Source organism: Salmonella sp. SSDFZ69, assembly GCF_004010755.1.
Taxonomy (GTDB): Bacteria; Pseudomonadota; Gammaproteobacteria; order Enterobacterales; family Enterobacteriaceae; genus Salmonella; species Salmonella enterica.
This window is the reverse complement of sequence record NZ_CP034831.1, coordinates 609,330-630,452: the sequence shown is the minus strand read 5'-3', so window position 1 is coordinate 630,452 and position 21,123 is coordinate 609,330. Positions and strand designations below refer to the sequence as shown.

At 49.4% G+C, this 21,123-nt stretch carries 18 protein-coding genes, 1 other RNA gene and 1 pseudogene; 11 read left to right on the top strand and 9 right to left on the bottom strand.

Annotated elements, in window-relative coordinates; genetic code table 11:
• Positions 1-7: 7 nt before the first annotated feature.
• From tdcB to EOS98_RS24760, 3 genes are all read right to left on the bottom strand, one after another.
• The gene (gene tdcB, locus EOS98_RS03070) at positions 8-997 is read right to left on the bottom strand and encodes a bifunctional threonine ammonia-lyase/L-serine ammonia-lyase TdcB (protein WP_000548368.1); all 990 of its coding nucleotides are present in this window, start codon (positions 995-997) and stop codon (positions 8-10) included.
• A 97-nt stretch (positions 998-1,094) separates the two neighbouring features.
• Positions 1,095-2,033 carry a transcriptional regulator TdcA gene (gene tdcA / locus EOS98_RS03065; RefSeq protein ID WP_126523813.1) on the bottom strand — a complete coding sequence of 313 codons (939 nt, stop codon included), beginning with the start codon at positions 2,031-2,033 and terminating at the stop codon, positions 1,095-1,097.
• 937 nt (positions 2,034-2,970) lie between these two features.
• Positions 2,971-3,180, bottom strand: a complete 210-nt coding sequence (locus EOS98_RS24760; protein ID WP_024146519.1) for a hypothetical protein — start codon at positions 3,178-3,180, stop codon at positions 2,971-2,973.
• Between the two features lie 214 nt (positions 3,181-3,394).
• Between EOS98_RS24760 and EOS98_RS03050 the strand changes: the two are divergent.
• A pseudogene (locus EOS98_RS03050) lies at positions 3,395-3,985 on the top strand (hypothetical protein).
• A gap of 207 nt (positions 3,986-4,192) precedes the next feature.
• Here EOS98_RS03050 and EOS98_RS03045 read toward each other — a convergent pair.
• Positions 4,193-4,837 carry a hypothetical protein gene (locus tag EOS98_RS03045; protein ID WP_126523812.1) on the bottom strand — a complete coding sequence of 215 codons (645 nt, stop codon included), beginning with the start codon at positions 4,835-4,837 and terminating at the stop codon, positions 4,193-4,195.
• Between the two features lie 257 nt (positions 4,838-5,094).
• Between EOS98_RS03045 and EOS98_RS03040 the strand changes: the two genes are divergently transcribed.
• Together EOS98_RS03040 and EOS98_RS03035 are read left to right on the top strand one after the other, a co-directional pair.
• Positions 5,095-5,673: a recombinase family protein gene (locus tag EOS98_RS03040; RefSeq protein WP_023206304.1), complete on the top strand. Its 579-nt coding sequence runs from the start codon at positions 5,095-5,097 to the stop codon at positions 5,671-5,673.
• Positions 5,674-5,801: 128 nt separating this feature from the next.
• The gene (locus EOS98_RS03035; protein WP_017441481.1) at positions 5,802-7,271 is read left to right on the top strand and encodes a HEPN domain-containing protein; all 1,470 of its coding nucleotides are present in this window, start codon (positions 5,802-5,804) and stop codon (positions 7,269-7,271) included.
• A gap of 704 nt (positions 7,272-7,975) precedes the next feature.
• Here the strand turns inward: EOS98_RS03035 and rnpB are convergent.
• From rnpB to garL, 4 genes are all read right to left on the bottom strand, one after another.
• Positions 7,976-8,350: RNase P RNA component class A (gene rnpB / locus EOS98_RS03025), an RNA gene on the bottom strand.
• A gap of 32 nt (positions 8,351-8,382) precedes the next feature.
• Positions 8,383-9,528, bottom strand: a complete 1,146-nt coding sequence (gene garK, locus EOS98_RS03020) for a glycerate 2-kinase (RefSeq protein ID WP_000706464.1) — start codon at positions 9,526-9,528, stop codon at positions 8,383-8,385.
• A gap of 97 nt (positions 9,529-9,625) precedes the next feature.
• A complete protein-coding gene (garR, locus tag EOS98_RS03015) occupies positions 9,626-10,516 on the bottom strand; it encodes a 2-hydroxy-3-oxopropionate reductase (protein WP_000178106.1) in 891 nt (296 codons plus the stop codon).
• A 25-nt stretch (positions 10,517-10,541) separates the two neighbouring features.
• Entirely contained in the window at positions 10,542-11,312 is a 771-nt protein-coding gene (gene garL, locus EOS98_RS03010) for a 2-dehydro-3-deoxyglucarate aldolase (RefSeq protein ID WP_001057715.1), read from the bottom strand.
• Between the two features lie 529 nt (positions 11,313-11,841).
• On the opposite strand from garL, the gene garD reads away from it, so the two are divergent.
• The 8 genes from garD to EOS98_RS02970 all read left to right on the top strand — a co-directional run bounded on the left by garD (position 11,842) and on the right by EOS98_RS02970 (position 20,058).
• Positions 11,842-13,413: a galactarate dehydratase gene (gene garD / locus EOS98_RS03005; RefSeq protein WP_001273720.1), complete on the top strand. Its 1,572-nt coding sequence runs from the start codon at positions 11,842-11,844 to the stop codon at positions 13,411-13,413.
• A gap of 257 nt (positions 13,414-13,670) precedes the next feature.
• Positions 13,671-14,525, top strand: a complete 855-nt coding sequence (locus tag EOS98_RS03000) for a tagatose bisphosphate family class II aldolase (RefSeq protein ID WP_000469979.1) — start codon at positions 13,671-13,673, stop codon at positions 14,523-14,525.
• Between the two features lie 119 nt (positions 14,526-14,644).
• Positions 14,645-15,916: a tagatose-bisphosphate aldolase subunit GatZ gene (gatZ, locus tag EOS98_RS02995; protein ID WP_126523811.1), complete on the top strand. Its 1,272-nt coding sequence runs from the start codon at positions 14,645-14,647 to the stop codon at positions 15,914-15,916.
• A 14-nt stretch (positions 15,917-15,930) separates the two neighbouring features.
• Entirely contained in the window at positions 15,931-16,395 is a 465-nt protein-coding gene (gene gatA, locus EOS98_RS02990; RefSeq protein WP_000080445.1) for a PTS galactitol transporter subunit IIA, read from the top strand.
• Between the two features lie 30 nt (positions 16,396-16,425).
• Positions 16,426-16,710 carry a PTS galactitol transporter subunit IIB gene (gene gatB, locus EOS98_RS02985; RefSeq protein ID WP_000824293.1) on the top strand — a complete coding sequence of 95 codons (285 nt, stop codon included), beginning with the start codon at positions 16,426-16,428 and terminating at the stop codon, positions 16,708-16,710.
• Positions 16,711-16,713: 3 nt separating this feature from the next.
• Positions 16,714-18,087: a galactitol-specific PTS transporter subunit IIC gene (locus tag EOS98_RS02980; RefSeq protein ID WP_094897543.1), complete on the top strand. Its 1,374-nt coding sequence runs from the start codon at positions 16,714-16,716 to the stop codon at positions 18,085-18,087.
• A 43-nt stretch (positions 18,088-18,130) separates the two neighbouring features.
• Positions 18,131-19,174, top strand: a complete 1,044-nt coding sequence (gatD, locus tag EOS98_RS02975; RefSeq protein WP_000844173.1) for a galactitol-1-phosphate 5-dehydrogenase — start codon at positions 18,131-18,133, stop codon at positions 19,172-19,174.
• Positions 19,175-19,284: 110 nt separating this feature from the next.
• Positions 19,285-20,058, top strand: coding sequence for a DeoR/GlpR family DNA-binding transcription regulator (locus EOS98_RS02970; protein WP_001083899.1), 774 nt, complete (start codon positions 19,285-19,287; stop codon positions 20,056-20,058).
• A gap of 157 nt (positions 20,059-20,215) precedes the next feature.
• Here the strand turns inward: EOS98_RS02970 and rsmI are convergent, their stop codons facing one another.
• Complete coding sequence (rsmI, locus tag EOS98_RS02965) at positions 20,216-21,079, bottom strand: 16S rRNA (cytidine(1402)-2'-O)-methyltransferase (protein WP_000812290.1); 864 nt, start codon at positions 21,077-21,079, stop codon at positions 20,216-20,218.
• Positions 21,080-21,123: the final 44 nt, after the last annotated feature.

Sequence of the window (21,123 nt, the reverse complement as noted above, 5' to 3'; positions counted from 1 at the left end):
GAAAAGATTAAGCGTCAACTAAACCCGTAATTTGTGATACACGAGAAAGATCGATATTGCCGCCAGAAATAATACTGACCGTTTTTCTGTTCTGAATATGGCTATCTAATTTCCCGCTTAATAGTGCGGCGCAAGCCAGAGCGCCAGCGCCTTCAGTAATAACCTTATTGCGCTGAATTAAAGCGATCATGCTGTTACGAATTTCATCTTCGCTAACCAGGACAATGTCATCGACTAATTCACGAACGATTTCATAGGTTAAATTACCCGGGCGGGAGACATCACAACCATCCGCCAGGGTGCCGGTCGTTCGGTGCGTGGTTATTTCGCCAGCGTAATAAGACGCCGCCATACCGTGAACATTTTCGGCCTGTACGCCGATAACTTTAATGGTCGGGTTAATCGATTTAATCGCAATGGCAATACCTGCAATTAAACCGCCGCCGCCAATAGGCACGATGACATTATCGACATCGTACAGATCTTCCATAATTTCCAGACCAATAGTGCCCTGCCCGGCAATGACTTTTGGATCGTCGTAAGGCGGAATAAAAATGCGGCCTTCGGTTTCGACAATTTCACTCACCTTAGCAATGGTGTCATTGAAGTTGTCACCGTGGAGCACCACTTCCGCCGAATAATCACAGGTGGCCGCCACTTTTGACTTTGGCGCGCCCTTCGGCATCACGACTTTGCCGTCAATACCCAGCATTGCGCAAGAAAGAGAAACGCCCTGTGCATGATTACCTGCGGAACAGGCCACGACGCCTTTACGTTTTTCCGCCTCCGTTAACGAGCTAAGTTTGTTAAAAGCGCCACGAATTTTAAATGAACCCGTACGCTGCATATTTTCAAACTTGAGAAATATTTCGCCTTTGCAACGTTCACTAAAATAGTTAGAGCGAGGCATTCCCGTTTTATATATCTTCCCCGCCAGTCTTTTTTTCGCTTCGAGGATATCTTCAATTGCAACCGGGAGATCGTATGTAATGTGCATTATAACCTCTTAACTTGGGTATTAAAAATAAGTTACCGTTGCCCACTGTTCAAAAGAAACAGGTGACGTCAATTTCGCTAAATATGTTTATTCCATATCATTCAATTTCTATTAACTGCCTGCGTCTGCATCCATTATATGATGAATATTGTTTAGCCAATTCTACTAATACTGAAGCGGCTTTTTTGATACGATAATTTTTAGACCATACCGCCGCATAACGTGCGACGGGTAATGTGTCTTTGATTGGTATCGTGATAAATTGATTAGAGCCAAAAGGCGTGGTCATATCGCAGGGAATAACAGTTAAGAAATCAGCATTGAGAACAAGATTATATATTGTGACAACGGAATCTGTTTTAACAATGTTTTCGATGCTGATGCCATTTCGTTGTAGAGTGGTGAGTAATTCGCTGTAGTAGCCCATATTCGTTTGCGGCAACACCCACTGTTCGTCTTTTAACGATTCCAGTGTGATGGTGCCGGTGCATGTTCGGGACTTGCTGGCTACCAGGACAAACTCTGATTCAAACAGCGGCTCGACATGCAGATCCTGTAGTTGCATTTCATTACTGAGCGTACCGATAGCAAAGTCCAGCCGCCCGTCGCGCAGGGCCGGCAGGAATGAAGAGAGCTGGGCTTCGTACATGGATACCTGCGCTTTTGGAAATACCTCTTTGAACTTATGAATCATATCGGACATGAAGGTAAAGCCAATCAGCGAAGGAAAGCCAAACGAGACGTCGACAATGGTATTGCACGTCATACTGTTCATCTCGTTGATCATGTTTTTCATTTCGCGGGTGATAGATTCAGACCAGGAAAGCAGTACCTGTCCCGCTTCGGTCAACGTAACGCCGGTATTTTTACGTACAATTAGCTCAACGCCAAAATAGGCCTCAACATCGCTAATGATTTTACTGACGGCGGGTTGGGTTAACCCTAACGATTTTGCGGCAGAACCGATAGAACCACTTCTAATGACTTCCTGAAAGACCACCAAATGCTGTGTTTTAGGGAGAACAAGAGTATTCATATCTACCGCTCTGAAATAACATTGTGAACGGCAGGAAGTGTAGCAAATTAAATCTTAAAGGTTATGTGCGACCACTCACAAATTAACTTACCGCAGTTTTTACATGGTCTTTATTAAATAAAGAAAACCCATTAATTCAATGAGTTACAAAAACAAAACAGCAACTTAGCCTGATTTCAATCAAAAAATAGGGTCGGGATAACGATATATTATGGCGATAACCAGCCTATTTTATCTCCTATTTTCGACATCCCATGAAGACGATATTTCAATCAATTACGGGACATTTTATCGGCAATTCCAGCGTTAAATTTAAAGCGTAATTTCTCAAATTTAAGTATAAACCGAAGGTAAATGCGCTTAAAAACCGTTACACGTCACATTTTTTTACCTTATTTGTTTGTAAAGAAACATTTAATAAAATTTTAACCAAAATATTTCATACATTTAATTTTCATTTACAACAAATAATTTACACCGATTTCTTGCTGTTTTTCAGGATGTAATTTTGTGAAAGAAATCGATTGCTTTTCACTTAAACTAAAAAGAGCGCAATCCATAGCGTTTTGTGTTTCTCATCACAAAAACAAATAATATTATGTCACCACGGCTGTCAATTAATTGCCGGATAGTGACGCTGGCGTCTTCTGCAACCTCTATACCCTTCACCGGCCTGATAAGCAAAAACCCGCCGAAGCGGGTTTTATGAAGAGGTGAAACTGACCGATAAGCCGCTTTCTTTTGGGTATAGCGTCGTGGACAGCCATTCATCCTGCCGCCCGGTAAAAGCATAAACCCGCCAGCTTACACTGACGGGTTTTTGCATGAAGAAGTGAAACTGACCGATAAGGCGGCTTCGTTCAACTATACGCTAGGTATCTACAGCGCTTAGATTGTGTTGTGTCGCAGACTGTATCGCAACAGAAGTCCTAAGATCTTACTCCCTATCAGCAGTATCGAAAGTCCTACTGTATGGACAGTGCTTCGACTTGGTGATGTAAGTAAACGTGTAAATGCTGTTTGAGTAGACGCACAGGGTACGACTATTCTCTGTGGTGGTCTGTTCCGGGTTACGCATGGTTATACGCCCTGCATTGGCGCTGAACGACAACAATAAACTGCAAAATATCAATAGATTACCTTTCACCCCTAACCTCTCAATGTCATTGTTCATCAATCATGACTATTTAGTAGCCTTCTCTCGCACAGGCAATTATAGTAATCACGTTAATCAATTTTAACAATCGATTTTAAAATTTCTATCGATTTAACCAATTGAATGTGGGTTGGCTTTTGCCGTTTTGTTTTACAACTCCAAGTCGGTGTGAAAACCTGAAAGTTCTATATCACAGCATGAAAGGATGATGGCTTTGACTACTAACCAACTGAAAAAAAAGAATCTGTACTTCTATCTCTACATGGCGATCCCGCTACTGTTCCCGGCTACTTACTTTCTCACCATGAATGATAAGGCTGCTCTTGCTGTTTTTTATGTAACCGCCATCGCCTGTATGATTTTCGACCAAAAGGAGATGGTTAAGGCTGGCTACGAATCCGAACCATAATTTGTCGGGTCGGCTCTGGGGATTATGGTTTTTCCACCTCTTTACGTTTACGGCAGGGTTAAAGCTGCTGGCGAAAATTTGAGTAAACGATGGGCGTGGTTCCTCGCATATATTGCAATTGCGTTGGGTTGCTCCTCCATTGCCGTTGTTTGGGATAACAGCGAAGCACTAAAGACGAGCGCGTGTGAGATTACGACTTCAATATTCAAAGACAAGGGGAGTGAGGTGAAGTGTCTGGTTGTGGAGGACGTGAAGAAGGTTTCAGACAAAAACTATCGAGCGAAAGCGGTGTTGAGTAATGGCATTGATATGCCCATCACCATTGAAGAACGCGATGACAATTACATTTACGTGACGTTAGCGCCGTTGAGTGGTTTGCTTGAGTAGTTGACCGACACAGGGGGAGTCATCCCCCCGCCCCTCCGCAGAGCGGGTCCGCGAAGTCCCCCCACCTTGTACACAGCCAGCGGTGCAAATATCACAGTCGCATCCTCAGCACGGCCTAACGGATTTTCTCTGATCGCAATAGCCGCACTGGATCTTTGGCAAATATCTGTAACGGGTGTTAGTGATTGAGACGAGTAACGTTTAAAGTTAATCCGTAACAGGGCAAAGTATGTGCGACAAAAAAGGGAACTGGTACAGGCACGCGGTTTCGATTTGCCGCCGAAGTTCCGCCTCATCATCGGTGTGCCGACCAAGGCTCAGATAGTAATTTTTACCTTCATGGATGGCATAAATAATCCAGTGTCCAGTGATTTTTTGTTCGTTGGAGCGTCGCAACCAATTCTCCTTCACAGCCTCATGGGCGATCAGGGCCGCATCTTCGGCTGTAAAATACCGTTCTTCACCTGATTCAATGACTTTTTCAACCTCTGCTTCTAATCGCGGTAAACCGTAATTTTTCAGGGCGATTTGTATATTCCTAGCCATAACATCTATACCAGCACTGTGATAGTGCTTGTGCCATAGTCCCCGAAGATAAGGCTTCCGGTTAAACATTGTTGGTGGTTTGGTTCTGCTTTCGCCCCGTAAAGGATTGCCTTCCAGGCAAGAAATTTCATCAACGATAATGAACGGGTTTTCGCTTCTGGATATGAAAGAACCGTAAAGTTGCAAAATCAGCAGCCCGCTAATTCTGGTAAGCATTTCCTCTTTTATTCCGAAGCGAAGGATGGTGTTTATTATTTCTTCCGTTTTGTCTTCTTCGCCATTCATAAAGCGGTGGGGATAGCTCATTGATAATGCACCTCAGTTGAACATGACAGGTACATGCTATCACGCAAGTCTAGAGGTAAGTAGTTGGCACATTTAGTTAATAGTGCGTTGAGGTATTTTTGGCAGGTGGAGGAGGAAATGTACTTGGTATCAACAATTGAATCATAATTGATCGCTGGTATCTTTAAGTCAATATGGTAATTTATTGATACCAGATTTGTAGGAGATAGATTGGTATCGTAAAACGTTCCGTTTTTGATACCACTTGAGAGGATGTTATGAGCCGTACTTTTGCATATTGTCGTGTGTCCACCAGCGAGCAAGCGACCGAAAACCAAATCATAGCGATCCGTCAGGCGGGTTATGATGTACTCGATAACCGTGTAGTGTCGGAAGTTGTTTCCGGTGGGGTACAGGCAATGAAGCGTAAAGCTTTTGCCGATATGGTAAATCACAAGCTGGAGTCAGGTGATCGGCTTATCGTGCTCAAACTAGACCGTTTGGGCCGTGATAACATAGACGTACAACAAACTATTGATATGCTTGTTAAGCGTGGCATTGAAGTTGTTTCATTGGATCTGCCCGTTCGTAATCTCACGAGTGCAGAAGGAAAGTTAATGCTACAAATGTTCTCTGCTTTCGCTGAGTTCGAAAAATCCCGAATAATAGAACGAACCAAAGAAGGTCTTGATCGTGCAAAACAGGAAGGAAAACGGTTAGGCCGTCCTGTTGCTACAGACACACGAGAACGTGTTCAAAGAGCCAAAGCTAAAGGTTTGAGCCAGTCCAAAGCAGCTCTTGAATTAGGTGTAAGCCTTCCAACCATAAAGCGGAACTGGAACATCGTAGCGGAATAATATAGCTATAAAATCTACTGGATTGTACTGTTGCTGATATATTTTAGCCGTGAATATAGCTTAAAATTACACCTCTTTCGCATCTAATCCATACTCAGGTCATTTTCAGTGGAGTGTATATTTATCAAATGAACGCAGTGACGAAAGAAAATATTGCTAAACGAGCGTTGAAATGTATTGAATTTATTAATCGACAACTCCTTCGATTTGCAAAAATGCCGCCCAATGAACTGATGGCCTACTTACGCAAACATCCCAGAGAGGCTTTCTGCCAAATCCCCCATCCGAAAGGAAATGGTAACCTCCAGTGTGGTTCTATCGCATGGAACAAGTTAGGTGAACTTGCAGATTTGGCTCTTAAATTGGACACCTGCCTAGGTCGTCGCGTAAGTAGCCAACAAGCAAGAAAAGCCGTAACTGATGCTTTTGTATCAAAGGTATTGCAGGAAGCACGTGAAGCTAATCAGGAGACGGCGATGATGGTTCTCCAAGATGCTTTGGCAATTTTAAGAAATAAGCTCGTAGTCAGGGAACACTACCTACCATGCGTACTCTTCGGCGATGATGCTCCCACAGAGTTTACCGTTGGTCCAGTCACATTCACTCAAAACGCCATGTTCTTCAGGGACAAAAAGTCAGTGTTCAGACATAGCGTTGATATAAACACGAATGCTCATATTAAGAGTGTAACTTCTGCGATCACTCAAGGATTCTTTCGAGAGAATGTGCCCACCCCAGATGAATCAAGAAAATTTGTTGGAGAATTTCAGAAACGCGCTATCAAGATATATAAAGACTATCCGTGGGTTGCAAGTATTAAAGTCACTGATTGTGACGAAGTGACCTCTCAAGAACGGGCCATCCAAGCAACTGAATTGGCAATTCATATTATCCGTATCCTCTTGGGAGCTGAACCAACTCGGAAAATCAGACTAGCATGGTCTCGAAGTAATGCCTTAAATACAGCTCATTTATACTCTGACGCGGATGGTGTAATTCACGCAAGTGTCGGCGCTAATTCTTTAGGACCTGTCGGGATAATCAATTGGTATAAGGCATTGATGAAATGCGATTTAGAGTTAGAAATCCTTGGTTCTGCCTTGTTACCAATAGTCAATCCCATAGAAACCAATCATCTCCATCAACGTCTCATTGATGCTATTAATTGGTTTGGAGACGCGGCAACGGATTCAAACCCGTCTTCGAGTATTGTTAAGTACGTATCTGCAATTGAGCGATTGTTCTTCGGAAAATTTGAGTCGGGACGCACTAAAGTATTTGCAGGAAGAATCAAGTATATTCTGGACGCATTCGGTTGTGACGGCGATCACCAAGTCTACGATCAGGCCCTCAAAGTATACAGAGCCCGTTCTATTTTGGTTCATGGAGAGATATATCAGACCGAAGATGAAGCAAATGAAAGTATTTGCCTTGCTTCATCACTGAGCAGGATGTGCCTTCTCTGTTCTGCTCAGCTGTATTCAATGATGCAAAATGCGTTTGATAATCCAGATGCTCTCGCCTTAGAAGAAATAATGAAACGTATTGGTGCTGAGGGTTTAGATTGGCTGGTAGATGCTGCGGGATTTCATAAGTGAAAGCTAGTGCTGACTAAAGTACGTAGTGATTGTTTAGTGCTCTTAATTACATTATTTTTGTTATACTTTTGTATAATATCGCGGATTATCCAAGGGATAAACTGAGAAAACAAAAAGGGCTACGCCGATGTGAGCGGCAGCCCTCAGGTCATTTGCTAAGCATGATTGAGAATAATGCTTAGTAATTTAAATGCAAGTAGAGGTGATGTATAAAGCAGTCTGCCAAGCAGTCCGTGTAGCTCCCTGAGAGGGTTTTACTATATAGGTAATGTGATGGTACTGCTTGCAATTCAAAATTGAATACAGAGCTTCCTGTGAAGGATTCTAATGCAGCGTATTAGCCGTCTTAAATTTACCCTCGACGCAGAGAATGTTTGCTGCCCTTTACCATTAGAATACTTCCCGCGATTCTTGGCAAGATATGAAATCCGTTTGGTTGGGCTGACTCCATCTTGGACGATTTTACAAGAGAAATGAACATAGTGAGACGGGAAGATATAAACCTTGCCCTACTGGCTGAATCGCAACCCAGAGAAATGAGAAAAAAGCCGCCTGAAGGTAGTCGGAAATGAAGGAAGTAACGGTTGCCACGCTTTAGAATATTCGGGATGGAACAACCGTTGGTGTGCCTCGTTTGTATCACAGTCTGTGTCACATTTTCACCCAGGAAGGGCTGAGACACACCAACGTATTGTTTTAGAATGAGGTGAAACTGACCGATAAGCCGGGTTCTGTCGTGGACAGTCATTCATCTAGGCCAGCAATCGCTCACTGGCTCAAGCAGCCTACCCGGGTTCAGTACGGGCCGTACCTTATGAACCCCTATTTGGCCTTGCTCCGGGTGGAGTTTACCGTGCCACGGACTGTTACCAGCCGCGCGGTGCGCTCTTACCGCACCCTTTCACCCTTACCTGATCCCACTTACGTGGGCCATCGGCGGTTTGCTCTCTGTTGCACTGGTCGTGGGTTTCCCCCCCAGGCGTTACCTGGCACCCTGCCCTATGGAGCCCGGACTTTCCTCCCCTCCGCCCGTCTCCCCGAAAGGACGACGACGAAGCGGCGACTGTCTGGTCAGCTTCGGCGCGCAGTATAGAGGGTTCGCGCGACTTTGTCACCCTGCGCTGCGCATTCCTATCGCCAGAGCGGCAGCAACATTTCTGGATGCCCGATAAATATTGTCAAAAGCGCCCCGAAAAGCCTCCTCCAGCGTCACGATGCGCGTGAGTACGCTAAAGACAGCGTCGATGCCATAATGATGCACTATCCCTACATCGTGCGTCAGGCTGCCGGCAATGCCAATCACTGGCTTATGATATTTTTTCGCCACATTCGCGACGCCAATCGGCACTTTACCGCGAATACTTTGGCTATCAATCCGCCCTTCTCCCGTCACCACCAGCGTACAGTCGTGGATATGCTCCTCCAGGTTCAGTGCCGCCGTGACAATTTCGATCCCGCTGCGTAACTCCGCACCGAGAAAAGCCATTAACGCCGCCCCCATACCGCCTGCCGCGCCTGCGCCGGGCGCCGCCTTTACGTCGACATTCAGCGATTTTTTTATGATGTCGGCATAGTGAGCAAGATTTCTGTCCAGCTCAACAATGTTCTCTTCGGTCGCGCCTTTCTGCGGCCCAAAAATTCGTGATGCGCCGTTGTCGCCGATCAGAGGATTAGATACATCGCATGCGACACGAATCGCGCAGAGTTTTAAACGGGGATCGAGCTCTGAAATATCAATGTCGCTTAGACAATGAAGGCTTCCGCCACCGTAACCGATATCCGCGCCGTTTGCATCGCGCAGTTTTGCGCCCAGCGCCTGCATCATCCCTGCGCCGCCGTCATTTGTCGCGCTGCCGCCAATGCCGATAATGATATTGCTTGCGCCGCTTTCCAGCGCCTGCAATATCAGCTCCCCCGTTCCCCGCGAGGTAGTAATCAAAGGGTTGCGTTTTTCTGGTGGAACCAGCGCCAGTCCGCTGGCCGCCGCCATTTCAATAAACGCGGTTTTACCATCCCCGGACATTCCCCAGCAGGCTTTCACTTTTTCACCCAACGGCCCGGTCACCCATGCGGTGCGTTCAACGCCCTGCGTCGCGGCAATCATGGCTTCGACCGTTCCTTCGCCGCCATCGGCAACCGGAACAGAGACATATTGCGCATCGGGGAAAATTTCCCGAAATCCTTTTTCTATCGCCTGCGCTACCTCGGCGGCAGAAAGGCTTTCTTTATAGGAGTCGGGGGCAATTACGATTTTCATAGTGGTAGCCTGTTACTGCACAACGCCGGATGGCGTTTCACTTATCCAGCCTGAAATTCAGGCCCGGATCGCTACACGCCATCCGGGCACAACGTCGTTAGCGAGTGACTTCCACTTTCGCCAGTTTTTCGTAGTAGCACGCCAGCGCGCTATGGTCGTCATTACCGTGTCCATCCGCGCGTAACGCCTGCATCATTTCCATAACGGCGGCGGTCAGCGGGAGCTGCGCGCCAACGCCGTGGGAGGTATCCAGCGCATTCGCCAGATCTTTAATGTGCAGATCGATACGGAAACCTGGCTTAAAGTTTCTGTCCATGACCATCGGCGCTTTCGCATCCAGTACCGTGCTGCCAGCCAGACCGCCGCGAATCGCCTGATAGACCAGATCCGGGTTGACGCCCGCTTTAGTCGCCAGCGTCAGCGCTTCAGACATGGCGGCGATATTCAACGCCACGATCACCTGGTTAGCCAGTTTTGTGACGTTGCCTGCGCCGATATCGCCGGTATGCACCACTGAACCCGCCATCGCTTTCATCAGGTCGTAGTACTTGTCGAAAATGGCTTTATCGCCCCCCACCATCACCGACAGCGTGCCATCAATCGCCTTCGGCTCGCCGCCGCTGACCGGCGCATCCAACATCTCAACGCCCTTCGCCTTCAGCGCATCGCTGATTTCACGGCTTGCCAGCGGCGCGATAGAACTCATATCAATCAATACGGTTCCCGGCTTCGCGCCTTCGATGATACCGTTCTCGCCCAGCGCAACCTCTTTCACATGCGGAGAGTTAGGCAGCATCGTGATGATGACGTCACACTGTTCAGCGATCGCCTTCGCCGTAGAGGCCGTTTCCGCGCCTGCGGCAATGACGTCAGCAATCGCTTCAGGATTACGATCGGACACCACCAGCGAATACCCTGCTTTCAGTAAGTTTTTGCTCATGGGCTTACCCATGATGCCTAAGCCAATAAAGCCAACTTTCATCGTCATAGCGTTCTCTCTTTCCATACCAGGATTATTTTTTAAAGGTGTCGGCAAGCTTCTGCGTGCTGGCGCGGAATGCGCCTAAATCGCTGCCAACGGCGACAAAGGTCGCGCCCCATTCCAGATAACGGCGGGCATCCGCCTCTACCGGCGCCAGAATGCCGCACGGTTTACCGTGCGCTTTAGCGCGGGCGAAAATATGTTGAATCGTCTGCTGCACGTCAGGGTGAGAAGCATTGCCGAGATGACCCAGCGCGGCGGCCAAATCGCTTGGGCCGACAAAAATGCCATCAACGCCTTCCGTTGCGGCGATGGCATCAACATTGTCGACACCCAACTGGCTTTCGATTTGAACAATAATGGTGATGTTTTTGTTCGACTGCGCAAAGTAATCAGGCACCGTACCGAACATATTCGCGCGGTGAGAAACGGAGACGCCGCGAATGCCTTCCGGCGGGTAACGCGTCGAGGCGACGGCGCGAGCCGCTTCCTCTTGCGTTTCAACAAAGGGGATCAGGAAGTTATAAAACCCAATATCCAGCATCCGTTTGATAATGACCGGTTCATTGGTTGGCACACGTACCACAGGCGCGCTGGCGCTGCCTTTCAATGCCATTAACTGCGGAATTAAGGTGGTCACATCGTTCGGCGCATGTTCGCCATCCAGCACCAGCCAGTCAAATCCCGCCAGACCAAGAACTTCGGTGGTGATTGGGCTTGCCAGTGCAGACCAGCAGCCAATCTGCACCTGTTGCGCCGCTAGCGCCGCTTTAAACTTATTCGGGAAAATAGCGTTATTCATCGCTTATACCTTCGCTTATTTCTTTAATTCTCTACATGTGATGCCGCCACCATAACTTATAGCAACGACAATAAAATGCTTATCTGAAATCAGAATGGGTCTCCGCATTCTATTTCTAATGTGGTACACATCCTGTAGCACAATATACCGTTCTGATATCTTTATCGTCTTTTATTATTATCATGGTATTTTCAAATAACTCGTCAGATACACTGAATTCGCCATTCAGTATAAACAGCCTATGGCGGATAATCATTGTGCAAACGCTCATTAAAAAGGGATTATTTAACGCTTATTTTTGAGCATACGCCCATGATACTGGGCGCTAATGCACACATTTACGCTTTACCCGGCCTACATAAAAAATTTCATAATTTGCGGTGATCTGGATCACATTCTTATATTTATACTCCTGTCATTCTTATTTCATTATGCATGAACTTTATTTCTTATATTGAGATTTAACGATTTAACCATAACCAAAATAGATAATCCTATTTCTATCATCCAGGCTGGAGAATGTTGAACAATGGCCAATATCGAAATTCGCCAGGAATCGCCATCGGCGTTTTATATAAAAGTACATGAAACCGATAATGTCGCAATTATTGTTAATGACCACGGTCTTAAAGCCGGAACACGTTTTCCGGATGGCCTGGAACTGACTGAACATATTCCGCAAGGCCATAAAGTTGCTCTGACGGATATCCCCGCTCACGGCGAAATCATCCGTTATGGCGAAGTCATCGGTTATGCGGTACGCGACATCCCGCGCGGAAGCTGGATCGACGAGTCGCTGGTTGAACTGCCAAAAGCGCCGCCGCTGAATACGCTACCGCTGGCGACCAAAGTACCGGAACCGCTACCGCCGCTGGAAGGCTACACGTTTGAGGGCTATCGTAACGCCGATGGCAGCGTCGGCACCAAAAATCTGCTTGGCATTACCACCAGCGTGCACTGTGTGGCGGGCGTGGTCGATTATGTGGTGAAAGTAATTGAGCGCGATCTGCTGCCCAAATACCCGAATGTCGATGGCGTTGTAGGGCTAAACCATCTGTACGGCTGCGGCGTGGCAATCAACGCGCCAGCGGCGGTCGTGCCGATTCGCACGATTCATAATATCGCGCTCAACCCCAATTTTGGCGGCGAAGTGATGGTGATTGGCCTCGGTTGCGAAAAACTGCAGCCGGAACGACTGCTGGAAGGCACCGAGGATGTTCCCGCCATCGCCGTTGAAAGCGCCAGTATTGTGCGTTTACAGGACGAGCAGCATGTCGGCTTTAAATCAATGGTCGACGATATTTTGCAGGTCGCCGAACGCCATCTGACGAAACTGAACCAGCGCCAGCGCGAAACCTGCCCGGCCTCCGAGCTGGTCGTCGGGATGCAGTGTGGCGGCAGCGATGCGTTTTCCGGCGTCACGGCAAACCCGGCGGTGGGTTATGCTTCCGATCTGCTGGTACGCTGCGGCGCGACAGTCATGTTCTCGGAGGTCACCGAAGTGCGCGATGCCATTCATCTTCTGACGCCGCGCGCCATCAACGAAGCCGTGGGTAAACGCCTACTGGATGAAATGGCCTGGTACGATAACTACCTTGATATGGGGAAAACCGATCGCAGCGCTAACCCGTCCCCTGGCAACAAAAAAGGCGGCCTGGCGAATGTGGTGGAAAAAGCGTTGGGCTCTATCGCTAAATCGGGTAAGAGCGCCATTGTCGAAGTATTATCGCCGGGTCAGCGCCCCACCAAACGCGGCCTGATTTACGCCGCGACGCCCGCCAGCGATTTCGTCTGCGGCACGCAGCAGGTCGCTTCCGGCATTACCGTACAGGTCTTTACCACCGGACGCGGCACGCCGTACGGGCTGATGGCGGTGCCGGTCATTAAAATGGCGACGCGTACCGAGCTGGCGAACCGCTGGTATGACTTAATGGATATCAATGCAGGCACCATCGCCACGGGTGAAGAGACAATCGAAGATGTGGGCTGGAAGCTGTTTCACTTTATTCTCGATGTCGCCAGCGGCCGGAAAAAGACTTTCTCGGACCAGTGGGGCCTACATAACCAACTGGCGATATTTAACCCGGCGCCAGTGACCTGATCCAGTCAGTACCCTTCTCCGACCAGGGTATAACCGCATAATCTGTAGACCGGGTAAGCGCCAGCGCTACCCGGTATTTTTTCGCCCTTAGTCTGTAGCCTGAAGTATGTCTGCCCGACATGCTTTTTTTACTCCTGACTTTCGATAACTTCCACTTTATTTCGAAACTTTCATTTATCAGATCAAAATCACAAAAAAACATTCCGAAAGCCTATAAATTCTTTCACAGAAAACAAACGAAAGATTTCGGAGGAAGGATGTTTATCATTTCAGGCAGAACAATGCTAAAGAAGGCGCAGCAGGAAGGTTATGCTGTGCCGGCGTTTAACATCCACAACCTGGAGACATTGCAAGTGGTGGTGGAAACCGCCGCAGAATTGCGCTCTCCGCTGATTGTCGCCGGTACGCCAGGCACCTTTAGCTACGCAGGCGTCGGTAATATCGTGGCCATCGCCGCAGAACTGGCGAAAAGCTGGAACCATCCTCTCGCGGTACATCTCGATCATCATGAAAAACTGGCCGACATCAAAATGAAAGTCGCCGCCGGGGTACGCTCGGTCATGATCGACGGGTCGCATTTCCCCTTTGCCGACAATATTGCGCTGGTGAAAAGTGTGGTTGATTACTGTCATCGCTACGATGTCAGCGTTGAAGCTGAACTTGGGCGTCTCGGCGGGCAGGAAGACGATCTTATCGTTGACGGTAAAGATGCGCTTTATACCCATCCGGAACAGGCCCGGGAATTTGTAGAAAAAACGGGTATCGACTCGTTAGCCATTGCTATCGGCACCGCTCACGGCCTCTACACCGCTGAACCAAAACTTGATTTTGAACGACTGACGGAAATTCGTCAGCGGGTTGATGTCCCCTTAGTCCTTCACGGCGCCTCTGGCCTGCCGACCCGCGATATTACCCGCGCTATTTCGCTGGGCATTTGCAAAGTTAACGTCGCCACCGAGCTTAAAATCGCCTTTTCCGGCGCGCTTAAAAACTATTTAACGCAACACGCAGAGGCCAGCGATCCCCGCCATTACATGATCCCGGCGAAAGCGGCCATGAAAGAGGTTGTACGTAAAGTGATTGCCGACTGCGGTTGTGAAGGGAAGCTCTAAAGCCCCCGGATTTAGCACGGCAAAGGGCGTTTTCATAGCTGGATCACGAAAGCCATTATTATCCTTTGCCTTCAAACCAAAAATATTATGAAGATAAACAAAAGATATCGGAGCCAGAAGTGAAAGAAATAATTTCTCGTCACAAAGCAGGGGAACAGATAGGGATCTGTTCCGTATGTTCAGCACACCCGCTGGTGATTGAATCCGCATTACGTTTTGATCTGAATAGCGGGAACAAAGTTCTGATCGAAGCGACCTCTAACCAGGTTAATCAGTTTGGCGGTTATACCAGAATGAAACCAGCTGACTTTCGTGATTTTGTCTATGGCATCGCCCAGGAAGTGGGTTTTCCACGCGAACGGCTTATTTTAGGCGGCGATCACCTGGGACCTAACTGCTGGCAAAACGAACCTGCGGATACGGCGATGGAAAAATCCGTCGAACTCATTAAGGCTTACGTCGCTGCTGGGTTTAGCAAAATCCATCTTGATGCCTCTATGTCCTGCGCTGACGATCCGACGCCGCTGGACCCAATGGTTGTCGCTAAACGCGCCGCCCTGCTTTGCCAGGCAGCGGAAACGACGGCGACCGACGAACAAAAACGCCATTTAACCTATGTTATCGGCACTGAAGTTCCGGTTCCGGGCGGAGAAGCCAGCGCCATTAACGCCGTACATGTTACCCGCGAACAGGATGCGGCCCGCACGCTGCAAACGCATCAGGCTGCTTTTCGCGCCCTGGGGCTGGAGGAGGCATTGAACCGGGTTATCGCGATTGTCGTACAGCCGGGCGTAGAATTCGACCATACACAGATTATCCACTATCAACCGCAGGCCGCTAAAGCGCTTTCCGACTGGATAAAAGAAATGCCGATGGTCTATGAAGCACACTCCACCGATTACCAAACTCGCCAGGCCTACCGTGCGCTGGTACGCGATCATTACGCCATTCTGAAGGTCGGCCCGGCGCTCACTTTCGCGCTGCGCGAAGCCATTTTCGCACTTGCGCAAATGGAAAACGAGCTGATCTCCCCGGAACAACGTAGTCGGGTACTGGAGGTCATTGATGAAGTTATGCTAAACGAACCGGGCTACTGGAAAAAATACTACCGTCCAACCTGGAGCCAGGCGATGGTCGACATCCACTTTAGTTTGTCTGACCGTATTCGCTATTACTGGCCGCACCCGCGTATTCGTCAAAGCGTAGAGAAGTTAATCGCCAATCTGAACAACGTCACATTGCCGCTGGGATTAATTAGCCAGTTTATGCCCGTACAGTTTGAACGCCTGTCTGAGGGCGTGCTCACCCCCACGCCGCATAACCTGATTATTGACAAAATTCAGGATGTTCTGCGCGCTTATCGCTTCGGTTGCACGCCGGATGTCGCCTGAATAATGGAGAATTTATGAGCCAACTATTTGTCCGAACCGGAATCACATTCGACTCGAGCCAACAGGCGCTGGCGCACATTGGCAAAGAGATGCTGGCGAAAGGCGTGGTACATGATAGTTATCCGCAGGCGCTGGTGGAACGTGAAGCGTCTTTTCCTACCGGCATTGCGCTGGAGCGTCACGCCGTCGCTATCCCTCATTGCGAGGCGGTTCATGCGAAATCACCCGCTATCTATCTGATTCGTCCAGATAAGCCGGTCATGTTTCAACAGGCGGATGATGACGAAGAGATTGCCGTTTCGTTAATCATCGCCTTAATCGTTGAAAACCCGGCGGCACAGCTAAAACTTCTGCGCCGCCTGTTTAGTGAGCTACAGAACCCAAGCACCCTCGATGCCCTGTTAAGCGCGCCGGATGCCGAACTGGCGATACGCTTTCAGGAAACCATCCTTGAGCCTGAGCAGTGCGTCCAGGTTTGATAATAAATTGATAATAATGAGGAATACCCTATGAAACGTAAAGTAATTGTGGCCTGTGGCGGTGCGGTTGCAACCTCAACGATGGCTGCGGAAGAAATTAAAGAGCTATGTGATGCCAACCATATTGAGCTCGACTTAGTGCAATGCCGGGTCACCGAAATCGAAACCTATATGGACGGCGCCGATCTTATCTGTACCACTGCCAGGGTCGATCGCGCCTTTGGTGATATTCCCGTCGTTCACGGTATGCCTTTTGTTTCCGGCGTGGGTATTGAAGCATTACAGCAAAAAATTCTGTCCATTCTCATGGGGTAACGTATGTTTAGCGAAATAATGCGTTATATCCTCGACTTAGGCCCAACGGTGATGTTGCCTCTGGTGATCATCGTGTTCTCTAAACTGCTGGGAATGAAGCTTGGGGATTGTTTTAAATCGGGTTTGCATATTGGTATCGGCTTCGTGGGTATTGGTCTGGTCATCGGCCTGATGCTGGATTCTATCGGCCCCGCGGCGAAAGCCATGGCGGAACATTTCCAAATCAATCTCCACGTTATTGACGTCGGCTGGCCAGGTTCATCGCCCATGACCTGGGCGTCACAAATCGCGCTGGTCGCGATCCCTGTCGCCATTGGGGTTAACGTCCTGATGCTGGTGACCCGCATGACCCGCGTGGTGAATGTCGATATCTGGAATATCTGGCACATGACCTTCACGGGCGCCATGCTGCATCTGGCGACCGGTTCATACTGGCTGGGGATTCTGGGCGTTGTGGTTCATGCCGCCTTTGTCTACAAACTGGGGGACTGGTTTGCCAAAGATACCCGCGACTATTTTGGCCTCGAGGGGATTGCTATCCCACACGGCTCATCCGCGTACCTGGGCCCCGTGGCGGTGCTCGTTGATACCATTATCGAGAAAATTCCGGGTCTCAATCGTATTCACTTTAGCGCAGATGATGTCCAGAAACGCTTCGGACCGTTTGGCGAGCCGGTGACTGTCGGCTTCGTGATGGGGCTGGTGATTGGTGTACTGGCAGGCTACGACGCCAAAGCCGTTCTGCAACTGGCGGTCAAAACCGCAGCGGTGATGCTGCTTATGCCACGCGTCATTAAACCTATTATGGATGGCCTAACGCCTATCGCGAAACATGCGCGTAAACGTCTACAGGCCAAATTTGGCGGGCAGGAGTTCCTGATAGGCCTTGATCCAGCGCTACTGCTCGGTCATACCTCTGTTGTCTCCGCGAGCCTGATATTCATTCCGCTGACCATCCTGATTGCCGTCTTAGTACCGGGAAACCAGGTGCTGCCGTTCGGCGACCTCGCCACCATCGGTTTCTTTATTGCGATGGCGGTCGCGGTACACCAGGGCAACCTGTTCCGCACGCTGATTTCAGGTGTCATTATTATGGGTATCACCCTGTGGATAGCCACCCAGACGATTGGCCTGCATACCCAACTGGCTGCCAATGCCGGAGCGCTAAAAGCAGGCGGACAAGTCGCCTCGCTGGATCAGGGCGGTTCTCCCATCACCTGGCTGCTGATTCAACTTTTTACCTGGCAGAATATCGTCGGCTTCGCCGCCATTGCCATTATCTATCTGGCCGGCGTACTGCTGACCTGGCGTCGCGCCCGACAGTTTGTCGCGGCTGAGAAAGCCACGGCGCTACAGCAAAGTCAAATCGCCTCTTAATTTTAGGGGAGCAATCGCTCCCCTCACCTTCCTGGAGAATGTTATGAAATCAGTGGTTATTCACGCTGAGGGAGACGTGCGCGTTGAAGAACGTCCCTTACCACAACTGCAAGCCGAGGACGATGTGTTGGTCAAAGTCGTTAGCTCAGGGCTTTGCGGGTCGGATATCCCGCGTATTTTCGCGCAGGGCGCCCATTATTATCCTATTACGTTAGGCCATGAATTCAGCGGCTACGTTGAATCCTACGGCACAGGCGTAACGGATATGCAGCCTGGCGATGCCGTCGCTTGTGTCCCGCTTCTTCCCTGCTTTCACTGTCCGCAATGCGAACGCGGTTACTTTTCTTTATGCAAACAGTATCAGTTTGTAGGATCGCGCAGCGAAGGCGGTAATGCGGAATATGTGGTGGTCAAACGGGCCAATCTTTTCCGCTTGCCGTCTGATATGCCGATTGAAGATGGCGCGTTTATCGAACCGATTACCGTGGGCTTACACGCCTTTCATCTGGCGCAGGGCTGCGAGGGGAAAAACGTAATTATCGTCGGGGCCGGGACAATTGGCCTGCTGGCCTTACAGTGCGCGCGGGAACTGGGCGCGCGAAGCGTAACGGCGATTGATATCAATCCGCAGAAACTGGAACTGGCGAAAGCGCTCGGCGCAACGCATACCTGTAATAGCCGGGAAATGACCGCCGACGACATCCAGACCGCGTTGTCCGACATTCAGTTTGATCAACTGGTTCTCGAAACGGCAGGAACTCCCCAGACCGTCTCGCTGGCTATCGATATCGCCGGGCCGCGCGCGCAACTGGCGCTGGTGGGGACGTTACATCACGATCTCACCCTGACAACGCGTACATTCGGGTTAATTTTGCGTAAAGAGCTCACGCTCCTCGGCAGTTGGATGAACTACTCCGCGCCATGGCCAGGAGAGGAATGGGAAACCGCAGCGCGCCTGTTGGCTGAAAAACGTCTTCAACTGGCCCCTCTCATTGCCCATCGCGGCGATGCGGAAAGCTTTGCAGAAGCAGTCAAAGCGCTTAATGGCGCGCCCATGCAGGGCAAAATCTTACTTCAACTTTCCTGATGGTACGAGCCAGCAACCTGCGCTGGCTCACATTTCCTTTCGAAATTTAGCGTTCACCTTTCGCAATCCTTCGTTTAAACTAGTTACAGTTAATTATCAGGCAAATCAATATGAACTCATTTGAGCGAAGAAATAAAATTGTCGACCTGATTAATACGCAAGGCAGCGTGCTGGTGATGGACCTTTCAAATACCTTTGGTATTTCTGAAGTGACTATCCGTGCTGACCTGCGTCTGCTGGAAGAGAAAGGCCTTGTCACCCGTTTTCATGGCGGCGCGGCAAAACCGGGAAGTCATCTGGCGGAAGGCGACAATCAGGAAGTCATTCTGGAAGATCGGTATCAACTCGCCAGCGATCCGAAAAAGCGGATTGCCCAGGCGGCTGCGGCAATGGTTGAAGAAGGAATGACCATCATTCTGGATAGCGGGAGCACAACATTACTGATTGCGGAAGCGCTCGCGCGAAAAAGCAATATTACGGTGATCACTAACAGCTTGCCTGCCGCTTTTACGCTATCAGAAAATAAAGATCTCACGCTGGTGGTTTGCGGCGGTACGGTACGGCATAAAACCCACTCAATGCACGGCACGATTGCGGAACGATCGCTACACGGCATCAGCGCCGATGTCATGTTTGTCGGGGCGGATGGCATTGATGCGACAAACGGTATTACCACGTTTAACGAAGGTTATTCCATTAGCGGCGTCATGGCGGCGGCTGCACACAAAGTTATCGCGGTACTGGACGCGACCAAATTTAACCGTCGCGGCTTTAACCAGGTATTGCCGATGGACAAGATCGACTGTGTGATAACCGATGACACCATCAGCAAACAGGATAAAGCGGCATTAGCGAAAACAGGCGTGGAATTAATGATCGTCTAAAAAGGAGTCGGTTATGCGTTGCTGATCGCGAGAGTAAGCCCGAAGGAAAGGCCCGGCCCGCTATCACCGCCCAATGCCCCCATCACTTTACCCACATCAATCACCTGATTGAGTATTAACACGATGGCGATAAAAGGCGGTTCCCGGGCGCTCGCTTTTACTCTTCCTGCTGCCCCAGCGCATACTTATACAGCGCATTTTTCTTCACGCCGTGAATTTCTGCTGCCAGCGCCGCCGCTTTTTTCAGCGGCAGTTCTGCCTGTAGCAGCGCCAGCGTGCGCAGCGCGTCGGCGGGCAGGTCGTCTTCTTGCGCTTTATGGCCTTCGACAATCAGCACCATTTCGCCTTTGCGACGGTTTTCATCTTCTTTGACCCACGCCAGCAGCTCGCCGACCGGCGCGCCGTGAATGGTTTCCCAGGTTTTGGTCAGCTCACGCGCCAGCACCACATAACGGGATTCTCCCAATACCGCGACGATATCTTCCAGGCTATCTAACAGGCGGTGGGTTGACTCATAAAAAATCAGCGTTCGCGGTTCCGTTTCAATGGCTTTTAGCGCATCACGGCGGCCTTTGGATTTCGCCGGTAAAAAGCCTTCATAGCAGAAACGGTCAGATGGCAGGCCAGCGGCGCTCAGGGCGGCAATCGCCGCACATGGCCCTGGTAGCGGCACCACGCGAATCCCCGCTTCACGGCAGGTACGCACCAGGTGATAGCCGGGGTCATTAATTAGTGGCGTACCGGCGTCGGAAACCAGCGCAATGTTCTGCCCTTCTTTTAGCTTCGCGACCAGCGTTTCCGCTTTTTGTTGTTCGTTATGGTCGTGCAGCGCGAACAATCGGGCATTAATCCCAAAATGTTGCAGCAATAAACCGGTGTGACGAGTATCCTCGGCGGCAATCAGATCTACAGCCTGTAACACCTCCAACGCACGCTGGGTGATATCCGCCAGATTACCGATAGGAGTAGGTACAATAAAGAGTTGGCCCTGAGAATTATCCGCCGATTCGTTTTGTTTCATTGTGTCGTCCGTATTGCCGATTTAATATTGAGCATTGCGTAAAA